This window comes from Actinomyces sp. oral taxon 171 str. F0337 (genome assembly GCF_005696555.1).
Taxonomy (GTDB): Bacteria; Actinomycetota; Actinomycetes; order Actinomycetales; family Actinomycetaceae; genus Actinomyces; species Actinomyces oris_E.
The window spans coordinates 2270128-2288807 of record NZ_CP040005.1 but is presented as its reverse complement, the minus strand read 5'-3'; the positions used below and the strand labels follow the sequence as shown (position 1 = coordinate 2288807).

16 protein-coding genes are annotated in these 18680 nt (G+C 67.1%); 4 read left to right on the top strand and 12 right to left on the bottom strand.

The window, feature by feature from the left end; genetic code table 11:
• Positions 1 to 29: 29 nt before the first annotated feature.
• The 4 genes from FBF36_RS09890 to FBF36_RS09875 form a co-directional block, all read right to left on the bottom strand.
• Positions 30 to 2456, bottom strand: a complete 2427-nt coding sequence (locus tag FBF36_RS09890; protein ID WP_050792637.1) for a tetratricopeptide repeat protein — start codon at positions 2454 to 2456, stop codon at positions 30 to 32.
• A 239-nt stretch (positions 2457 to 2695) separates the two neighbouring features.
• Positions 2696 to 3532, bottom strand: a complete 837-nt coding sequence (locus tag FBF36_RS09885; protein WP_009394638.1) for an undecaprenyl-diphosphate phosphatase — start codon at positions 3530 to 3532, stop codon at positions 2696 to 2698.
• Positions 3533 to 3779: 247 nt separating this feature from the next.
• Positions 3780 to 4892: an ATP-binding protein gene (locus FBF36_RS09880; RefSeq protein WP_009394637.1), complete on the bottom strand. Its 1113-nt coding sequence runs from the start codon at positions 4890 to 4892 to the stop codon at positions 3780 to 3782.
• A gap of 106 nt (positions 4893 to 4998) precedes the next feature.
• Complete coding sequence (locus FBF36_RS09875; protein ID WP_009394636.1) at positions 4999 to 5892, bottom strand: inositol monophosphatase family protein; 894 nt, start codon at positions 5890 to 5892, stop codon at positions 4999 to 5001.
• A gap of 257 nt (positions 5893 to 6149) precedes the next feature.
• On the opposite strand from FBF36_RS09875, the gene FBF36_RS13745 reads away from it, so the two are divergent.
• Together FBF36_RS13745 and FBF36_RS09865 are read left to right on the top strand one after the other, a co-directional pair.
• A complete protein-coding gene (locus tag FBF36_RS13745; protein WP_009394634.1) occupies positions 6150 to 7478 on the top strand; it encodes an NAD(P)H-dependent oxidoreductase in 1329 nt (442 codons plus the stop codon).
• A 94-nt stretch (positions 7479 to 7572) separates the two neighbouring features.
• Entirely contained in the window at positions 7573 to 8067 is a 495-nt protein-coding gene (locus tag FBF36_RS09865; protein ID WP_009394633.1) for a GNAT family N-acetyltransferase, read from the top strand.
• A gap of 84 nt (positions 8068 to 8151) precedes the next feature.
• Here FBF36_RS09865 and FBF36_RS09860 read toward each other — a convergent pair whose 3' ends face one another.
• From FBF36_RS09860 to FBF36_RS09845, 4 genes are all read right to left on the bottom strand, one after another.
• Complete coding sequence (locus FBF36_RS09860) at positions 8152 to 8703, bottom strand: NAD(P)H-dependent oxidoreductase (RefSeq protein WP_009394632.1); 552 nt, start codon at positions 8701 to 8703, stop codon at positions 8152 to 8154.
• 46 nt (positions 8704 to 8749) lie between these two features.
• Positions 8750 to 9772: a zinc-dependent alcohol dehydrogenase family protein gene (locus tag FBF36_RS09855; protein ID WP_009394631.1), complete on the bottom strand. Its 1023-nt coding sequence runs from the start codon at positions 9770 to 9772 to the stop codon at positions 8750 to 8752.
• A gap of 280 nt (positions 9773 to 10052) precedes the next feature.
• A complete protein-coding gene (locus FBF36_RS09850) occupies positions 10053 to 10919 on the bottom strand; it encodes an ABC transporter ATP-binding protein (protein ID WP_009394628.1) in 867 nt (288 codons plus the stop codon).
• Positions 10920 to 10922: 3 nt separating this feature from the next.
• The gene (locus FBF36_RS09845; RefSeq protein ID WP_034491530.1) at positions 10923 to 11990 is read right to left on the bottom strand and encodes an iron-siderophore ABC transporter substrate-binding protein; all 1068 of its coding nucleotides are present in this window, start codon (positions 11988 to 11990) and stop codon (positions 10923 to 10925) included.
• Between the two features lie 70 nt (positions 11991 to 12060).
• Here FBF36_RS09845 and FBF36_RS09840 point away from each other — a divergent pair, with 70 nt between their 5' ends.
• Together FBF36_RS09840 and FBF36_RS09835 are read left to right on the top strand one after the other, a co-directional pair.
• Complete coding sequence (locus FBF36_RS09840; RefSeq protein WP_009394623.1) at positions 12061 to 13104, top strand: FecCD family ABC transporter permease; 1044 nt, start codon at positions 12061 to 12063, stop codon at positions 13102 to 13104.
• Positions 13101 to 14216, top strand: a complete 1116-nt coding sequence (locus tag FBF36_RS09835; RefSeq protein WP_009394621.1) for a FecCD family ABC transporter permease — start codon at positions 13101 to 13103, stop codon at positions 14214 to 14216. Before FBF36_RS09840 ends, FBF36_RS09835 begins: the two co-directional genes overlap by 4 nt.
• A 468-nt stretch (positions 14217 to 14684) precedes the next feature.
• Here the strand turns inward: FBF36_RS09835 and FBF36_RS09830 are convergent, their stop codons facing one another.
• The 4 genes from FBF36_RS09830 to moeB form a co-directional block, all read right to left on the bottom strand.
• On the bottom strand, positions 14685 to 15779 hold the full coding sequence (locus FBF36_RS09830) for an HAD hydrolase family protein (protein ID WP_009394617.1): 1095 nt from the start codon (positions 15777 to 15779) through the stop codon (positions 14685 to 14687).
• Positions 15773 to 16195 (bottom strand): NUDIX hydrolase, encoded by a 423-nt coding sequence (locus tag FBF36_RS09825; protein ID WP_050792636.1) that lies wholly within the window; start codon positions 16193 to 16195, stop codon positions 15773 to 15775. The genes FBF36_RS09830 and FBF36_RS09825 overlap by 7 nt, the downstream gene beginning before the upstream one ends.
• On the bottom strand, positions 16185 to 17009 hold the full coding sequence (locus FBF36_RS09820) for a DMT family transporter (protein WP_263970036.1): 825 nt from the start codon (positions 17007 to 17009) through the stop codon (positions 16185 to 16187). Before FBF36_RS09820 ends, FBF36_RS09825 begins: the two co-directional genes overlap by 11 nt.
• A 327-nt stretch (positions 17010 to 17336) precedes the next feature.
• Positions 17337 to 18662: a molybdopterin-synthase adenylyltransferase MoeB gene (gene moeB, locus FBF36_RS09810; protein WP_050792635.1), complete on the bottom strand. Its 1326-nt coding sequence runs from the start codon at positions 18660 to 18662 to the stop codon at positions 17337 to 17339.
• Between the last annotated feature and the right edge of the window lie 18 nt (positions 18663 to 18680).

Below are 18680 nucleotides of genomic sequence, written 5' to 3'. Positions count from 1 at the left end.
AAGCGGTCAGCGGTGACGAAACAGAATTCTCACGGCGTCCCGAAGAGCTTCTCCGCATCCTCAAATCTTCCCGCGGCGCGATAGGCGCCGGCGAGGTTGCCGCGCGAGGTGAGAGTGACAGGGTGAGCGGGTCCCAGGGTGCGGGTGCGGTCCTCGAGGTTCTGCTCGAAGAGGGGGATGGCGTCGTCGAGCCTGCCGGCTGCCTGGTAGGCGCCGGCGAGCGTGCTACGTGAGGTGAAGGTGTCGGGGCGGTCGGGACCCAGGATGCGGATGAAGTCGGTGAGGTTCTGCTCGAACAGGGGGATGGCCTCGTCGAGCCTGCCCGCTTCCCGGTAGGCGCCGGCGAGGCTGTGGCGTGAGGCCAAGGTTTCAGGATGGTCGAGGCCCAGCGTGCGGGCGACGTCGTCGAGGTTCTGCTCGAACAGGGGGATGGCTTCGTCGAGCCTGTCCGCATCCCGGTAGGCGCCGGCGAGCGTGCCGCGCGAGGCCAAGGTTTCAGGGTGGTCGGGACCCACAAGGCGGGTGAAGTCGGTGAGGTTCTGCTGATACAGGGCGATGGCCTCGTCAAGTCTGCCCGCGTCCCGGTAGGCGCCAGCGAGGCGGTGGCGTGAGACCAAAGTTTCAGGGTGATGGGGGCCCGCGAGCCGGGTGAATTCCTCGAGGTTCTCCTTGTACAGGGGGATGGCCTCGTCGAGCCTGCCCGCATCCCGGTAGGTAGCGGCGAGGTTACTACGTGCGGCCGAAGCGCCGGGGCTGTCGGCACCCATGATGCGCATGGCGTCTGCGAGGATCTGCTTTTTCAGGGTGATGGCCTCGTCGAGTCTGCCCGCTTCCCAGTAGGTGTCGGCGAGATGGTCACGCGCGGTGAGGGTGCTGCGGTCATCGGGGACCAGGACGCGGCTGCGGCCGCTGAAAACCTGCTCGTACAGGGCGATGGCCTCCTCGAGCCTGCCGCTCGCTCTGTAGGCGCCGGCGAGGTCGAAACGTGAGGTCAGGGTGCGGGGATGGTCGAGACCCAGGACGCGGATGGAGTCCTCGAGGATCTGCTCGTACAGGGCGATGGCTTTGTCGAGCCTGCCCGCATCCCGGTAGGAGCCGGCGAGACTGTTGCGTGAGGTGAGGGTGTCGGGGTGGTGGGGGCCCAAGACGTCGCAGGCCCGGGTCACGGAGTCAGTGAGGCCAAGGGCCAGCTGCGACATCCCAAGGCTGGTCGCGTAGTGCAGTGTCTCGGCGAGCTTTGAAGACACCTGTGGCTCAGAAAACAGTGAATGAGAGTATTCCTGTGATGTGACTGAGAGAAACTGCTCGATGAGATGGTGGGTCTCGTCTCGCCGCTGTTCACCATCCTCTAGGCGGTCTACGTCAATCCCGCTGAGAACTGATGCGGCGCACGTACGCGCCTCACCGAGCTTCTTCTGGTCATTCAGGTAGGTTTCCCGGTACGCGTGTCCCTGGAGCCAGTGAATGAAGGTCTTGTCGCCGTTGCTGGATTCTTGGATGACGGAAGCACTATTCAGAACAGACAGAGTGTCGCGTACTGTATCGGAGTCGCCGTCGAGCGCCAAGAGCCAGTGAGTCGGCACTCCGGAAGCAGCCAGGAGGGACAGCGCGCCGAGGAGCGATACGGCGATCCTCTCCTGCTGAGGGTGCGTGGTTCTGAGCTGCTCCAGGGCCTGTTCATAGGCCATGAGCAGTGCGATGCCGACGGCGTCCGGGTAGTCGTCGCCCTCGAGGCGACTGATGCGTGACTCGAGCGGGTGACGACTCAGTCTGTCAAGGTAGCCGGATGAGGCGTATCCACCCTGTTGTGCTGTCGCTGCGGCTTGGGTGATGGCGAGGGGCACGTCGCCGAGCACCTCCGCGATCCGGTCAGCTGCTTCGCGGTGAGTGTCACCGGTGTGCTCGCACAGGAGGGTGATCGACTGCTCCCGTTCGAAGGCGCCAACCGTCAACCGCAGCCACCCCGGGCCGTCCCAGTCAAGGTGGTGCGTGGTGGTGATGAGGGCCCGGACTCCAGTGCCCTCGGGGATGAGGTCTCGCAGGTCGTCGGGGTTCTCCACGTTGTCGAAGACGAAGAGACGGTCCGCTGCCTCTGCTGAGCGCATCTGATCCAGGAGGCGCTGAACAATGACCTCCAGAGGGATGTTCTTCGGCGCATCGATACCGATCCGCAGTGCGAGCTCGTAGAGACCGGCAAGGAGCTCCTTGCGTGAGGCTGCATGAATCCACGCAACCAGGGGCCAGCCCCTCTCCTCGCACCTGGCCGCAACCGCAGCGGCCAACTGAGTCTTGCCGCTTCCTCGCATCCCCGTCAGAACTGTATGAGGCTGGGAGCGAGCGAAGACGGCCTCGAAGAGCTCATCCTGCCCTTGCCGCTTGACGAAACCTGCGGCGATTGCGGGACGACTTCCGAAGCGAATACGCGTGGGAGAAATGGATGGGTGGCGTGTGGTCATGCTACGAATCTCCCCGACGTCTTTAGCCGACGTCCTCAGCGGCTCGTGAGTCTGCGGTTACCCCAGGGGGTGGTCGTGCCGCCTATCGTACAAGCGGACGACGATGCCGGAACAGGATTCGTACGGCGTCGGAGCCCGACGCTGAGGACCACAGAAAACACGTGGGGCAACGGAGAAATCCGTTGCCCCACGTGAAGAATGCCGGCGAAGGTGAATTGAGATCGGCGGCAAGAACTCCGTCAGGCGGCGATGGTGCCAGCGGCTACCAAGGCGATGATGATCAGGCCCAGCAGCACGCGGTAGACGAGGAAGGACGTGAACTTGTTGGAGGACACGAAGCGCAGCAGCCAGGCGATGGTCGCGTAGGCGACGATGCCGGAGACGACGGTCGCGACAATGGTGGGCGTCCAGCCCACGGTGTTGCTGATGGTGCTGGCCTCCGTTGCGGCCTCCAGCAGTCCGGCCGCGACCAGGGATGGGATACCCATGTAGAAGGACAGGCGCGTGGCCGTCACCCGGTCGAACTTGAGGAACAGGCCGGCGGAGATCGTCGCCCCGGAACGGGAGATGCCGGGGAACACCGGGGCCAGGGCCTGGAACGCACCGATGATGAGGGCGTCCTTGACGGTCACGTCCTTCATGCCCTTGGTGAGGTTCTGCTGGCGGTCAGCTAGCCACATGGCCCCCGACCAGATGATGAGGGCTCCGGCGATCACCCACAGGGAGCGGACCGGCCCCTCGATGAAGTCCTTGAACAGCAGCCCGACGACGGCCACCGGGATCGAGCCCAGGATGATGCCCCAACCGAGCGTGTAGTCGGGGTCCTGGCGGGCCCGCGGGTTGCTCAGGCCCCTGAACCAGGCGCTGACGATGCGGACGATGTCGGCCCAGAAGTAGATGATGGCCGCGAGGATCGCACCCACCTGGATGACGGCGGTGAATGCGGTCGTGCCCGCGGAGTTGATCTCGTAGCCGAGCAGCTTCTCGACAATGTTGAGGTGCCCGGTGGAGGACACCGGGAGGAACTCGGTGATGCCCTCGACGATGCCGAGGAGGACGGCGTGCAGCCAGTTCAAAGGGACTCCTGGGGTGGATGGATGGTGGACTCACGGCAGGTTACCGGCGCACGAGGTGGGGAAACGGCCGGGTAACTGTGGTACCCGCCGCAGCGGTGGCGGTTCAGCCGAGCGGCGACACCGGGGCAAAGGCCCGACTCTGTGGCCGCGTATCAGTTTGTGTCCCTTTTATAACGTTGGAGCCGTGGCAAGTCCAGTCCGTGTGATCCCGGCGTGTGGCCGAGGAGTGGCCGTCGGCTGCTGCGACTCACTCCATGACGAGGTGTGCTGCGTGCTCGCGCAGGTACTCGCGCAGATAGGGGGCGGCGAAGTCGATCTTGCCGTATCCGGCGGTCTTGATGATTCCGGCGGCGAGCAGCCGGTTGCGGTAGACCGACACGTAGTTGACGGGGCGGTCCATGCGTTCGGCGATGTCGGCGATCTGTGACGGACCGTCGTCCTTGGCCATGCACACGAGCATCGTGCGGTCGACGTCGGACAGGTCGCGCAGCGCCGGAGCGTGCACCAGGTTGCCGAGGCGCAGTCGGGCGGCGGTTGTTCCTGCGGCGACTGCTGGCTGGGTCACCGTGCCGTCACCACTGTGTTTCCACACCTGATACCCCACGAGCTGGATCATGAATGGGTAGCCGCCGGTCGCGTTCGCGCACTCCTGAGCCAGGTCGTTGCTCAGCGCCTTCTCGCCCGCGTCGAAGGTCGACTTCAAGGCGTCACAGACGTCGTCGATGGCCACCTCGCCGAGCTCGATCCGCTCGGCCCGGCGCAGGAAGGTGGTGATGTCGTCATTGAGGAGCTCCTCAACGGCCTTGGGGAGGCCCGCCATGAGAAGGCCGATGGGAGCCCCCTCGCGAATGAGGTGCTGCACCTCTGCGGACAGGGCTCGCAGCTCCTCGCGCGGAATGGCATGCACTTCGTCGATCGTGAGCAGCAGACCGGTGCCGTGTTCCGCGAGCCACTGGGTCAGTGCTCGCGCCTTCTGCCGCCAGGAGGGCTCAGGAGTGGGTGCGTGCTCGAGTGTTGCGCTACCGCCACCAAGCGGTGTGCTCAGGCTCAAGGAGGTCAACCGTGAGCGCTCCTTGCCGGCGAGCTGCGACAGCTGGCGAGTGAACTCGGCGGCGAGTCGGTCCATGAGCCCCTCTCGTGCGGTCTCATCAATGACCACCCAGCCGCGCTCTCGTGCCGAGTCTCCCAGAGCGGTGAGCATGACGGTCTTCCCGACGCCCCTGGCGCCAGTGATGAGTTCCAAGAGCCCAGGCGCTCCGGGGCCGTCGTCGAGGCTTTCCAGAAACTCCTCAATGACGCGGTTGCGGCCAACAAGCAACGGAGGCGTCGCGCCCGCTGTCGGTTTGAAGGGGTTGGCCATGTGTGATCGTCTCCACTTTTGCGCGCTTTAGATCTTTTAGATCTTTTATAACTTCGGGGTGTGCTGATGTCTAGCAGAAGGGAATGTCGGCTCAACCGGGGCCGGCTCAGTCCGTCTCGGCGCTCAGGTGGTGCAGGGCGACGTCGTGCAGCAGTGAGTTCGTGGCCACCGCGTTGCCGCCGAAGGGCCCGGGCTCGCCGTCGAGGGAGGTGAAGCGCCCGCCTGCCTCGGTGACCACGGGGACGAGCGCCGCCATGTCGTAGAGCTCGAGCTCTGGCTCGGCGGCCAGGTCCACGGCGCCCTCGGCAACGAGCATGTAGGACCAGAAGTCCCCGTAGGCGCGGGTGCGCCAGCACGACTGCATGAGGCCCAGCATCCCGCGCAGCCGCTTGGTCTGGGCCCACCCCGACAGCGAGGAGTAGGACATCGAGGCCCGGGTGAGGTCGTCGACGCCGGACACGGACAGTCGCCGCGCCGAGCTCAGTGACCGCCCGGTCCAGGCCCCGCCGCCGGACACGGCCCACCAGCGCCTCCCCAGCGCTGGGGCCGAGACCAGCCCGACGACGCACTGGCCGTCCTCGATGAGGCCGATGAGCGTGGCCCACACCGGCACGCCCCGCACGAAGTTCTTGGTCCCGTCGATCGGGTCGATGACCCACTGGCGCGAGGAGTGCCCGGTGGTGGGCAGCTCCTCGCCCAGGACGGAGTCGCGCCCGCGCGCCCGCCCCAGCTGCTCGCGGATGACGTGTTCGGCCTCCTTGTCGGCCTCAGTGACCGGCGTGAGGTCCGACTTGGTCTCCACGGTGAAGTTGCCGGCGTCGAAACGGGCCTGGGTGAGGCTGTCCACCTTGTTAGCGATCGTGTGCGCCAGGTGCAGGTCGTCGCGCCACCGCCGCTGCTTGGCCGGGGGCGCCGTTGGAGCGGGGGGCGCCGCTACCGGTGAGGGTGCCGCGGGCGGCTCCGGAAAGACGGGGCGCTGTGGGCGGGGAGTCTCGCTCATGGCACCACGGTAACGGGGGAGCGGGCTTGGTGAGACCCCGCTGTCATCGGGCGCGCCACCTGGTGGGCCGTCCGGGGTGTGCCGAGTCGTTATCCCGTCTTGAGATCCCGGATCGCGCGAGCGGTGTGGCGAGAGATGGTTTTTGTCTTTATGTTGCGGAAGAACGGCGTCCGTCATCGTGTGGATAGATGCCTTCGATTTGGCGGCCTGTTATTGGTTCGTTACGCTGACAAGTATGACCCAACCCGGGAGGCTCAATGCAGCATAATGCCGGTTTTACCAGGGATGACGTCGTCACGGCTGCCCTTGAGATCGGTGTGGACCGGTTCACGATGGGCAAGGTGGCGCGTCGACTCGGGGTGAGCGCGGCTGATCTGGGACACACCGTCAGCTCGCGCGACGACCTGCTCGTGGCCTGCCTGGAGCGTGTTTCCGCCGACGCCACACTGCCCCCCACCGGCCTGAGCTGGCAGGACTACCTGCGCCAGCTCTCCGACTCGCTGTGGGACGTGCTCGATGCTCATCCCGGCCTGGATCACACCCTCATCAACCTGGCCTGGGCCTACGTGCCTCTCATGTCCGTGGCCAAGCGCGCCCACAACGCCCTCGTCTCCGGGGGCCTGCGCAGTGAAGACGCCTACCTGGCGCTCAACTACACCTTCTCGACGGTTCTGACCGCCCATCAGCAGGCGGTCGCCATGGCCGAGACCGTCGAGTCCGATCGTCAGCCGGGTCGGGGCGAGCGAGGCATCGACGTCGCCACCCGTATGTGGGACGAGCGCTTCGGCGGCTCGGGTGCCGCCCTGGGCATGCGTGGGCCGCAGGAGCTGGACAGCGGTGACGACACCGACCGTGTCCCCTTCCGTCCCAAGGAGTCCTGGCTGGACCGCGGTGCGATGGCCCCTAAGCTGGAGGTCATCATTGGCGGCTTCTCCGGCCTGAGCGACGTCCTGTCCGCCTCCGGCGCCGGGGACGACGGCGCCTCACGGGGATCATCCCCCGCATCTCAGTCCAACGACACCAGGGAGTCCTCCGTGAACACTCTCGTCCTCGTCTTCCACCCCAATATCTCCGAGTCTCGGGTCAACAAGGCCCTCGGGGCCGCGGCGGAGTCGCTCGGCGGCAACATCACCGTGCGCTACATGTACGACATCTACCCCGACTTCAACATCGATGTGGCCACCGAGCAGGCGGCCCTGCTGGGCGCCGACCGGATCGTGCTGCAGTACCCCATGTACTGGCTCTCCTGCCCGCCTCTGCTCAAGAAGTGGCTCGACGACGTCCTCACCTTCGGCTGGGCCTACGGCTCGACCGGCACCGCCCTGCACGGCAAGGAGCTGCTCCTGGCCGTCAGCGTCGGCGGCGCCGGCAGCGCCTACGGCCGCGAGGGCGCACACATCTACACCATCCACGAGTTCCTGCGGCCCATGCAGGGAACCTCGCGAGTCATCGGCACCAAGTACGCGGTGCCCTTCCTGTCGGTGGGTGCCCTGGAGATCACCGATGAGGCCATTGCCGGCCGCGCGCATGACTACGCCGCGGTCCTCCAGACCCCTGAGCTCCCGCTGCTCGACATCTTCGGCTGAGGTTCCTGAGCGGTCCCGAGCCTGCTGGGTCCCTGCCGGCGCGATGACCGGCGGGGACCCGGCGTATCCATGGGGAGCGCCGTAGGATCTTGGCATGGTTGAGATCGTCGCGTACCGGCCGGAGCAGCGTCAGGCGCTGCTGGACCTGTCCCTGCGCGCCTGGGCCCCGGTGTTCCCGCTTATGGAGCAGGACGTGCCCGCCTTCGTCTACCACTCCTTCTACCCCGAGGGCTGGCGGCAGCGGCAGGTCGCAGATCTCGCCGAGGTCCTCGATGGTGAGCCCGACGGCGTCGACGTCGCCGTCCTCGAGGGGCGCCCGGTGGGCTGGGTGTGTACCCGGTTGCACCCCGAGGACCGGATGGGGGAGGTCTATATCGTCGTCGTCGACCCCGACTACCAGCGTCGCGGCATCGGGCGGGCCCTCATGAACCACTCCATGGAACGGGCTCGGGCAGCGGGAATGGCCATGGTGATGGTGGAGACCGGCGGGGACCACGGGCACGCCCCGGCCCGCGCCACCTATGAGGGGCTCGGCTTCCAGCGCTGGCCGGTGGCACGCTACTTCAAGGACCTGGCCGACGGCGACTGAGACGTCCGTGAGACGCGCCGAGGGCCCCAGGCCGGTTCGCCGGTCTGGGGCCCTCGGACTTGTGGAAGCTGCGTGCCGGTGTGCTCAGCCGTGAGGCTCCAGGACGGGCAGGTCCTTGGACTGCAGGACGGCCGCGTAGTCCTCGGCCCGCTGAGTCAGGGCCTCATCGGTGATGGTGAGGATCCCAGTGGTGGTAAAGGGCTTGAGGTAGGTCATCTGGACCATGTTCGCCGTCGCCTGGAGCGGGCGCAGCAGCTCGGTGATCGTGTAGCCGTAGGAGGCCTCGTGGCTGTAGGCGTCACTGGAGCCGCCGGTGCTGACGGCCACCAGCAGCTCCTTGCCGGCCAGGGCCTTGCCGGTGGAGCCGTAGGCCCAGCCGTAGAGGAGCACGTCGTCCTGCCACTGCTTGAGCAGGGCGGGAGTGGAGTACCAGTACATGGGGAACTGGAGGACGACCCGGTCGGCGGTCTCCAGGGCGGCCTGCTCGGCGGCGACGTCGACCTTCTGGTCGGGGTAGATGTCGTACATGTAGCGCACGGTGACGTCGTCAACGAGGGTCTCGGCCCTGGCCGCCAGGGGCCGGTTGACGCGCGAGGCGGACATGTCGGGGTGGAAGACGAGAACGAGGGTCTTCATGAACGCTCCTGTTGTCAGACGGTGATGGTGGGGCGTGCGGCTCGGATCAGGGCTCCAGGAGCACCTTGATGGCGCGGCGCTCATCCATGGCCTTGTAGGCCTCGGGGGCCTCCTCCAGGGGCAGGCGCAGGGTGAAGACCTTGCCGGGATTGATCTCGCGCTTGAGGATGCGGTCGATGAGGTCGGGCAGGAAGCGGCGCACCGGGGCGGGACCGCCCAGCATGTTGATCTCGGCGAAGAAGAGCTGGTCCCCGGGCAGGGAGACACCGTGGGCCACGCCCACGTAGCCGAGGTGCCCGCCGGGGCGGCAGGAGGCGATGGCCTGCATCATCGAGGTCTGGTTGCCCACGGCCTCGACGACGCCGTGCGCGCCGTAGCCGCCGGTGAGCTCCTTGACCTTCGCGGCGCCCTCGTCACCGCGCTCGGCGATGACGACGTCGGCGCCGAACTCGCGGGCGAGCTCCGCCCGGTCCTCGTGGCGGGAGAAGACGATGACCTTCTCAGCCCCCAGAGCCTTGGCAGCCAGGACAGCGGACAGACCCACGGCGCCATCGCCGACCACCGTGATGGTCTTGCCGGGGCCGGCCTGAGCCGCGACGGCCCCGAACCAGCCGGTTCCCAGGACGTCGGAGGCGGCCAGCAGTGAGGCGATGATCTCAGGGTCCTCGGGCCTGCCGCCGGGAACGACGACGAGGGGCCCGTCGGCCAGGGCCACGCGCGTGTACTCGGCCTGGGTGTCCCCGATGAAGCCGCCGTTGGCGCAGCGCGACTGGTAGCCGTCCTCGCAGATCTCGCAGGTGTTGTCGCTCAGGCAGAAGGAGCCGACGACGAAGTCGCCGACCCTGACGTTCTTGACCTCGTCGCCGACCTCGACGACGGCGCCCACGTACTCGTGGCCCATGGGACGGGCCTCCTCCACGGGGGAGATGCCCCGGTAGGGCCACAGGTCCGAGCCGCATACGCAGGCGGCCTCGAGCTTGATGACGGCGTCGGTGGGCTCGATGACGTGGGGGACCTCGCGGTCCTCGACGCGGACGTCACCGGCGGCGTGCATGACGACGCCGCGCATGGTGGTGGGCAGGGTGGGAGCAGAAGCAGTCACAAGCAGTCCTCACATCAGTTCGGGTTGATACGTGAAGACTAGGCACGCGCCTCGATGCGGGTCCACCGCCTGGCAGGTTCTGTCGGGGCCACCCAGTGGGGCTGCAGGGGACCGGTCTCTGCCTGGGGGCAGCGTGCTTCGGCCCGAGAGCGGGCGAAGACCGATGCCGACAGTCGGGCAGAGACGCTCGCGGACGATCACGGATGATCGCGCTCGGCCGAAGCCCGGTTGTGGGCGCCGCCGTTCCCTACCCGGCCTCCCCGGCCGACGCCGTATCCCGGGGCTTGCGCGGAAGCGGTAGAACCAGTGGGGTTCCGGTGAGTGGATCGGTGATGACCTGGACCGCCAGGCCGAAGACCTCCTCGACCATCTCGGCGGTGACGACATCCTCGGGGCGGCCATGGGCCAGGATGCTGCCGGCGCGCATGGCGATCACCTCGTCACCGTAACGGCAGGCCTGGTTGAGGTCGTGGAGCACCGCCACGATCGTGGTGCCCATCTCCGCGTTCAGGTCGCGGCACAGCTCGAGGAGGTCCACCTGGTGGGCCAGGTCCAGGTAGGTGGTCGGCTCGTCGAGCAGGAGGATGTCGGTGCGCTGGGCCAGGGCCATGGCCACCCACACCCGCTGGCGCTGCCCGCCGGAGAGCGCGGACACGTGCCGGTTGGCCAGGCCAACGACGTCGGTGCGCTCCATGGCCTCGGTGACGGCCGCGTCGTCGTCCGCCGACCACTGGCGAAGAAGTGACTGATACGGGTAGCGCCCGCGCGCCACCAGCTCGTGGACCGTGATCCCGGGCGGGGCGATGGAGGACTGGGCGAGCATGCCCACTCGCCGGGCCAGCTTCTTGGGGGGCAGGGTGGCGATATCGCGACCGTCGAGGACCACCTGGCCGGCGCCCGGGGAGAGGACCCGGCTCATGGCGCGCAGCAGCGTGGACTTCCCGCAGGCGTTGGGGCCCACGATCATCGTCACCGCGCCCGGGGTGATGGCCGTGCTCAGGTCCTCGATCACCGGATGGCTGGGGTGGTAGGCCAGGGAGATGCCCCGGACGCCCAGGCCCGTGGCGGGGGCCTGGGCGTCCGCGGGCGCCTTCGTCGAGACGGGACCGGGCACGGACTACTTCTTCTTCGGCAGAGTGTCCGCCACCGTCGTCATGACGAGCCGTGCCGCGGTGGGGCCGGCGTTGAGGAAGAAGGCGTCGTCGTCGACGCGCACGGCGTGCTTGTCGTTGACGGCCTTGAGCCCCGCCCACAGGGGGATGGCGGTCAGCTCGGTGTTGTTCCTGTCCTTGTCCTTCTCATCCTTCGGGGTCTTCTGCGCCCCGTAGAGGATCCAGTCGGCCTCGGCCTCGGCCAGGGTCTCGGAGCTGATGTCCTTGCTGCCGTTGTCGGTGAAGGTCTGGGTGCTGGGGCGGGCGACGCCCATGTCGGACAGGACCGAGCCGGCCAGAGAGACCGCCCCGAAGATACGAAGCTTGTCGCTGGTCTTGCGCAGCAGGGAGACGGTGGGGCTGCCTTCGATGGTTGTGCCGGCCTTCGCGGCGTCGGCCTCATAGGTCTCGATCCACTTCTTGGCAGTGTCCGGCTTGCCCAGGGCGTCGGCCATGAGCAGGAGGTCCTGCTTCCAGGCCTCGCTCTTGCCCTGGGTGACGACGGTCGGTGCCACCTCGGACAGGGACTTGTAGAGGGTGTCGATGTCGTCCTTGCCGGCCTGGTTGACGAGGATGAGGTCCGGGGACAGGTTGCCGATGTCCTCGACGCTGGGGGACTTGCGCGAGCCGACGTCCTTGATGGCGCCCAGCTTGTCAGCCTGCTTGGGGAAGGCCTTCTTGAGGTACTCCGGGACCGTCGCGGCGCCATCGCCCTTGGTTGAGCCGATCGGCACGATACCCAGGGTCAGGGCGGCGTCGAGCTGACCGGTGGACAGGATGACCACCTTGGTGGGGGCCTTCTTGATCTCGGTGCTGCCCTTGAAGTGGGCGACCTTGCGGGGGAAGACGCCGTCGGCCTTGCCCGAGCCCTTGCCCTCGGGCATGCCGGTGGGCACCGACGAGGTGGGCTTGGCCCTGGCGGACGAGGAGGCGCTGGCGTCGGCCTTCTTGCTGGAGCAGGCGGCGAGGACGGGGACGGCGGTGACCAGACCTGCGAAGGCGAGAGCGCTGCGGCGGCTGTAGTGGGATGTCATGGTCTCAGGCTAACCTCAGTCGTGGCGCTTTGATCAAGAATCATCCAGAGGAAAAGGTGGGGGTGGGGACGTGGCAGAGATCGCCCTTCGGGCGCAACCCGAGACGGGGCGTGCGGCCACAAGAGTCCCTACAGGGGTTGTCGTCATTGTCCTGGCGGTGCTGACCGTTCTCCTGTGCCTGGTGAGCCTGGCCGTCGGGTCGCAAAGTCTGACGCTGGAGGAGCTGGTGAGCGCCTTCGTTCCGGGGGAGAGGACGGTGGCCTCGATCATCGTCTGGCAGCTGCGAATGCCGCGGACCGTCCTGGCAGCCATGGTGGGTGCCGCGCTGGCCGTGGCCGGGGTCGTCATGCAGGGCCTGACCCGCAACCCCTTGGCCGAGCCGGGTATTCTCGGCGTCAACGCGGGGGCGTCATTGTCGGTGGTCCTGTCGATGTCTTTGCTGGGGCTGACCGACGTCGGCGAATTCCTCTGGTTCGCCTTCGCGGGGGCCGCCCTGGCCGCCTTCCTCGTCCATCTCATATCAGTGCGCAGCGCCGACGCCGGCCCCGCCAGACTCGTGCTGGCCGGGGTGGCACTGGGGGCGAGCCTGCGGTCGATCACCGGGACCGTCACGATGTACGACTCCGTCACCTTCGACTCCTACCGCTTCTGGGTTCTGGGCTCGCTGGTGGACCGTGATGCGGAGTTGCTGGTGTGGGTGGCGCCCTTCCTCGTCGTCGGACTGGTGCTGGCCCTGGCCTCGGGACTCACTCTCAACGCCCTGGCGCTGGGGGAGGAGCAGGCCCAGGCCCTCGGTGTCAGCCCGAGGCGCGCTCGGGCTCTGGCACTCACCTCGATCACCCTCCTGTGCGGTGCGTCGACGGCGGCGGTCGGGCCGATCTCCTTCGTCGGGCTGGTGGTCCCGCACGTGCTGCGGCTGGCCCTGGGGGCCGATCAGCGCAAGCTGCTGGTGGTCTCCGTCGTCGCCGGGCCGGTCCTGCTGCTGGCCGCCGACATCCTGGGGCGGGTCATCCTGGACTCCGGTGAGATGGAGGCGGGCGTCGTGACCGCGTTCATCGGTGGTCCGGTGCTGCTGCTCATGGTCATTCAGCGCATGGGGGTGAGAGGGCGATGAGGCGGGTGAGGGAGGCGGCCGACGGCTCGCCGTCGTTGATCGCGGGGGTGCGTCTCGGACCGCCGATCTCCCAGCTGCGGTATCGCGTTGGAGGACAGAGGGCGTTCCTCGTCCACCAGCGGGCCGCCGCGGTGACGGTGCTGGCGCTGGCCGCGACGTTGGTCGTGGTGGTTGCCTCGGTGCTGTTCGGTGCCTACAACATCTCCGCGGCAGACGCGCTGCACACGCTGCTGACAGGGGGTGGAAGCAAGATGGATCGTTTCTTCGTCCTCAACCAGCGGCTTCCGCGCGCGGTCGCGGCGGTGCTGGTGGGGGCGATGCTGGCGCTATCAGGTGCTGTTTTCCAAAGCCTGTCGCGAAATCCTCTGGGCAGTCCCGACATCGTCGGGTTCACGACCGGGGCCTCCACCGGCGGGTTGTTCATGCTCCTGCTGGCAGCGTCGGCGAGTGATCTCCAGGTCTCGGCGGGTGCGGTCGTCGGAGGGTTCGTGACCGCGGCGGCGGTTGCACTCGTCTCACGGCGCGGGGGTGTGGGTGGGGACAACCTGGTCCTGACCGGGGTCGCCATCTCCGAGATGCTCTCGGCGGCCAATAACTACCTCATCTCCCAGGCAAGTCTTCCCAGTGCCGAGTCGGCCAAGGCCTGGCAGTACGGCTCCTTCAACGCGATCTCCTGGGGGCAGGTCAGGCCCCTGGCTCTTGCCGCGCTGGTGCTGCTGTCCCAGGTCGTGTGGCTCGTGCGGCCCGCGGGTCTGCTGGAGATGGGCGACGACGCCGCGACCAGCCTGGGACTGCAGGTCGGCAGGGTGCGTGGCGCGATGCTCGGCTACGGCGTCGTGCTCGCGGCGATCTGCGTGGCAACGGCCGGGCCGATCGGTTTCATCGCCCTGGCCGCACCGCAGCTGGCACGCCGGTTGAGCCGGTCGGCCGGGATCACGATGATCACCTCGGCGGCGATGGGGGCGCTGCTGCTGGGCGGGGCCGATTTTCTGGCGCAGCGACTGCTCAGCCCTTTTCAGATTCCTGTGGGCCTGGTCAGTGCAGCAGTCGGCGGGTTCTACCTCATCTGGCTGCTCATGTTCTCCTCCGACCGCCGCGGGCAGACCGGCTGAGGCCAGCGTGAGTGCCAGCGCGTCTGCGGCCGTCGCCCGTGCCGAGAGGAGCATCACCTGCACCAACGCCTTCGCGTTCCGTGCCCTCGCAAGCACCTTGGTCGCCGACGTTGTTCCTTCGCAAGCCAGGCTGCTGCATTTTAGGAACTCGTGTCTCCCACGCAGCTGATGGACCTCCGCCTTGAGCTTCGTGAGTTTTAAGCCGACTCGGAGGTCTTCTGACTGTCCTGGCCGGTGGCATGCACCTTCCTTGCGGCCCGGTTGCCCACGTCTGTGGCTCACAAGATCGTAGGACTCGGTCACCTCCGCTGTGGTGGTCCTCCACAGGCCGCTTCACGCTTGATCTGTGTCCAGCAGTTCCTCTGAGTACTTCGCTGCTCGCATGGTCTTCTCCCATATCTACTCATGAAAAGAGAATCTCCCCAAGTCCGAGAAACGCCAGGCACTCCACACATGCCGGTGGTGACGTCAGTGGTGCAGCTCAAGCAGCTGCTCCAGAATGGACACCACCGCGCCAGGGCGTGAGGGGACGCGGACCGTCTGCCTCCTTGCCCTGACCTCTTTCAGCCCGTCCCCGACAATGACACCGATGTCTGCCGCGCAGATCATCTCCACGTCGTTGGCGTCGTTGCCTACCGCGACCCACGTGGAGACGGGTCGATGGCGAAGGGCCGGTGACTGCCCCATGATGGCTGTCCCTCCCATGGTACCCGCACCTCCCGAGGCGGCCGGCAGCCTCATGCAGACGCTCTTGTCCACCCCTGCCGCGCAGACATCGACCACGCCGTCCTCGTGCGGGTAGGCGACGACGCCGTCGAGGCGTAGCCCCAGCGAGTCCTGGAGAGTGCTCGCGGGCTCCGGCCCACCCGTATCCTGCGCGTCAGCAGCCCTCGTACCCGGACCAGCCGCTCCTTGTAGCGGATCAGTAATGCTCTGCCTGATGATGTCCTGCCCCGCACGGCCCCGGCACCTTTTGCTGACGACCGTCACCTTGAGCACATCCTCAGTCGGTACCTGCGCCGGGTCGGTGCACCACGTGCCATCCGGGTAGTCCCGCATGTGCTCCAGGCCGTCCCAGAGGCCCTGTGCCGTCCCGGAATCTTGGCTGTCCCTTCGCCGGGACTTCTTCTCCACCCCTGTCTCTGGAGACTCAGCGAAATCTGAGACCGCTTCAGACACTTCCCCCGACCACGGATCTGCGGCGGGGTCATGGCCCGCCAGTGCAGTGAAAGAGCTGCCCTGGTCCACGTAGAGGGGCATGCCCGCGCGGAAGGCGGCGTCCACGACGGCGCGGACGTGATCAGCCCTCATGGGGTAGCGCCTCTCCTTGTCTCCTAGGCGCAAGAGAGCCCCGTTGAGGCAGACCGAGCCTTCCAGGCAGGCCACGGCGTCGCCCAGTACCTCGGCCATTCCTCGGGGTGCACGCGAGGTCGCCACGATGACCGATATGTCCTCACGTCCCGCGGCCCGCCTGATAAAGGGGGACAGCCGGGGATCGGCGACTCGGCCGAAGACGACGGTCCCGTCCAGGTCTGTCACTACGCCCACCGGGCTGCTCAGCATTGGCCACGCATCCTTGCAATATCAGGAATGACCCTGCTCTGAAAGGTTGACCCATCGCCTGGCGAGCAGGTCACGGGGACCCATTCTACGGCCTCGATCTCAGAGCGAGGGACCGGGTCGCCCACAATATCGCACATGTAGACGAATAGGGTGATCATCCTGCTCCGGTCGAAGATGGAGACGTCATCGTAGGTACCAAAGTAGGTGGCCGACACCAACGAGACCCCGAGTTCCTCATCAAGCTCACGAGCGAGGCAGGCGACATGCGATTCCCCCCTCTCCAGCTTGCCTCCAGGAGAAATGAGGTCGGTCGTACCACGCTTGCGGACAAGCAGCATGCTGTTCCCGCGGAGGACGACCGCAGCGCACTTGATGACTGGCGGACTCTCCCCCATGTCACGCTTATCACGTCGCACCCGCTCTCTCCCTCCTTGAGCGGCGAATGTAGTACGTGTTGAGGCCGATGATCGCCCCGATGACCACCGACCCACCTACGAGTGAGGCCGCCCCGGGATTCTCACGGAAGAACAGCCACACCCACACCGGGCCCAGCACCGTCTCCGCCAACACGAAGATCGCCACATGGTGCACGGGCAGGAACTTCGGCCCAACCGATAAGCAGACCAGACCGACCGGCATGACCACGAAGCCCTCGGCCACCAGAGGCAGCCATGAGGAGGACTCATCAGGAGCCTCGACCCCGTGCAGAAGGGCAGCAGCGGTGAGTGCGCACAGCGCCCCACCGACGGCAGTGGTGAGGAAAGGGCTGGAGCGGCGTCTGGAGGAGCATACGAAACCACCGCTCATCGACACGGCAGCCAGCAGGGCCAGCAGTTCCCCCCGACCTGCGGCGCTGGACAGCTGTGAAGCGAAGATGACCGTCATACCGGCCAGCGACGCCAGGATCGCCAGGACCGTCGGCCGGTCGATGCTGGCTCGAAGAAACACTCGTCCCAGAACTGCCGACCATACCGGCATGGTAGCCATGATAAAAAGCGTGTTAGCGGCGGAAGTGCTCTCGATGGAGTACACGAACGCCACCGATGCCATCCCGAACATCAGTCCGTTACCCCAAGCAGCCCACTCGTTGTCCCAGCGTTGCTTTACTCCAGCAACGTGGCAGACTCCTGCCGCCAGCACCATGGCAGCGCATATCAGCACGCCGCGCCACAACGACAACACCCCGGCCGGCTGATCTACGGCACGGATGAGGGCTGCATCGAAGGACATGAGCAGGACCCCACCGAGCACCACCACCGCGCCCCGGGCATATCGGTCATCTAGTATTCCCGGCATCTGATCAGTCCTTCCAGGTCGCGGCAGAAGGCATCGGTAGCATCGATCCAGGAGTCATCCTTGCACCCCAGGGGCGAGTACGAGTAGCGAATGATTCCCTGACCGGGACGGATCACCCGAGGATCACCGGTCGCGAGCAACACCCAGGTTGAGCAACGCTTGATCTGCGCCATCTCGGGTACCCGGATGTCAGTAGACCTCACATCACCACAACGACCTTCCCCATGCCCAGAAGCGCGTCGCCCGACGCCGAAGCTCCGGTCAGTCGGCTGCTCCGGCCGCCCAGGCCTTCATGCCGCCCTCGAGGTTGATAAGCCGACCGGGGTAATTCGCTGCGCTTAGTGCCTCGATGGCTCGGACCGAGCGCACGCCAGCGGCGCATACGACCACGGTCGGACGATCCCCATCCAGCTCGTCCATCCGTGCCACGACCTCGCGCAGCGGAATGTGCAGCGCGCCCTCCATCGGCTCGAGCGCCACCTCGATGTCCTCACGCACGTCCAGCAGCGCCGGCGGCTCGGCGCCCTCCAGGAGCCTCCTCAGCCCGGCAGCTGAGACGGTCTCCACCCCTGCCCCGGGCTCCAGGACCTCACCGCCTCCCTGAATCCGAGGGGACGCAGCGTAGCTGGACTCGGAACTCCTGGGCTGCCGGCGGACGACGTCCCCGGAGCCGGGCTCCTGCGGCTGCGTGTCGGCCTTGGGAGTCCGGGGACTCACGCAGGCATCAGTCTCCGGAACCAGCGTCGTGATACTCGGGTTCTCCCCGCACACCGGGCAGGCCGGGTTCTTCGCCACCGGAATCTCCCGCAGATGCGCCCCCCAGGCGTCAAGCATCGCCAGCCTCCCCAGCAGCGGCTGCCCGCCGCCGATCACCAGCTTGAGCGCCTCGGCGGCCTGCATCGTCCCGATGATGCCGGGCAGTACCCCCAGCACCCCCGCCTCCGCACAGGAGGGCACCGATCCTGCGGGCGGTGGAGCGGGGTGCAGGCACCGGTAGCACGGGCCCCGGCGCGCATCGAAGACCCCCACCTGCCCGTTGAACCCCAGCACCGCCCCGTGCACCAGCGGCAGCCCCAGCATGACGGCGGCGTCGTTGACCAGGTACCGCGTGGGGAAGTTGTCCGTGCCGTCAATGACCACGTCCCAGCCGCCCAGTAGGTCCCGGGCATTGTCCGCCGTCAACCGAGTCCGGTGGGCAACGACCTCAACGTCGGGATTGAGCGCCCTGATCGCCTCGGCCGCCGAGTCCACCTTGGGGCGCCCCACGGCGGCCGTGGCATGGATGACCTGGCGTTGCAGGTTGGACACGTCGACGTCGTCGTCGTCAATGAGCCCGATCGTCTCCACCCCGGCGGCCGCCAGGTACAGGGCCGCCGGCGCCCCGAGCCCGCCGGCACCGATGAGCAGGACCCGGGACGCGCGGATGCGCTGCTGCCCCACGACCCCCACCTGCGGCACGAGCGCGTTGCGGTGGTAGCGCTCCAGCTCATCGCGGCTCAGCGGCCGCAGACGCTCCTCAGCGACCACCGAACTGCAGACGCCATCGCGAGTGCTTCGGTCAACGGTGCTCACAAGGCCCTCCCTCATCCTCATCCGGTACTTCTC

Coding starts and splice junctions, on each gene's coding strand:
- FBF36_RS09890 (WP_050792637.1), bottom strand. CDS start 2,456: ATGACCACACGCCACCCATCCATTTCTCCCACGCGTATTCGCTTCGGA.
- FBF36_RS09880 (WP_009394637.1), bottom strand. CDS start 4,892: ATGGCCAACCCCTTCAAACCGACAGCGGGCGCGACGCCTCCGTTGCTT.
- FBF36_RS09875 (WP_009394636.1), bottom strand. CDS start 5,892: ATGAGCGAGACTCCCCGCCCACAGCGCCCCGTCTTTCCGGAGCCGCCC.
- FBF36_RS13745 (WP_009394634.1), top strand. CDS start 6,150: ATGCAGCATAATGCCGGTTTTACCAGGGATGACGTCGTCACGGCTGCC.
- FBF36_RS09865 (WP_009394633.1), top strand. CDS start 7,573: ATGGTTGAGATCGTCGCGTACCGGCCGGAGCAGCGTCAGGCGCTGCTG.
- FBF36_RS09860 (WP_009394632.1), bottom strand. CDS start 8,703: ATGAAGACCCTCGTTCTCGTCTTCCACCCCGACATGTCCGCCTCGCGC.
- FBF36_RS09855 (WP_009394631.1), bottom strand. CDS start 9,772: ATGCGCGGCGTCGTCATGCACGCCGCCGGTGACGTCCGCGTCGAGGAC.
- FBF36_RS09845 (WP_034491530.1), bottom strand. CDS start 11,990: ATGACATCCCACTACAGCCGCCGCAGCGCTCTCGCCTTCGCAGGTCTG.
- FBF36_RS09835 (WP_009394621.1), top strand. CDS start 13,101: ATGAGGCGGGTGAGGGAGGCGGCCGACGGCTCGCCGTCGTTGATCGCG.
- FBF36_RS09830 (WP_009394617.1), bottom strand. CDS start 15,779: ATGCTGAGCAGCCCGGTGGGCGTAGTGACAGACCTGGACGGGACCGTC.
- FBF36_RS09820 (WP_263970036.1), bottom strand. CDS start 17,009: ATGTCCTTCGATGCAGCCCTCATCCGTGCCGTAGATCAGCCGGCCGGG.
- moeB (WP_050792635.1), bottom strand. CDS start 18,662: ATGAGGGAGGGCCTTGTGAGCACCGTTGACCGAAGCACTCGCGATGGC.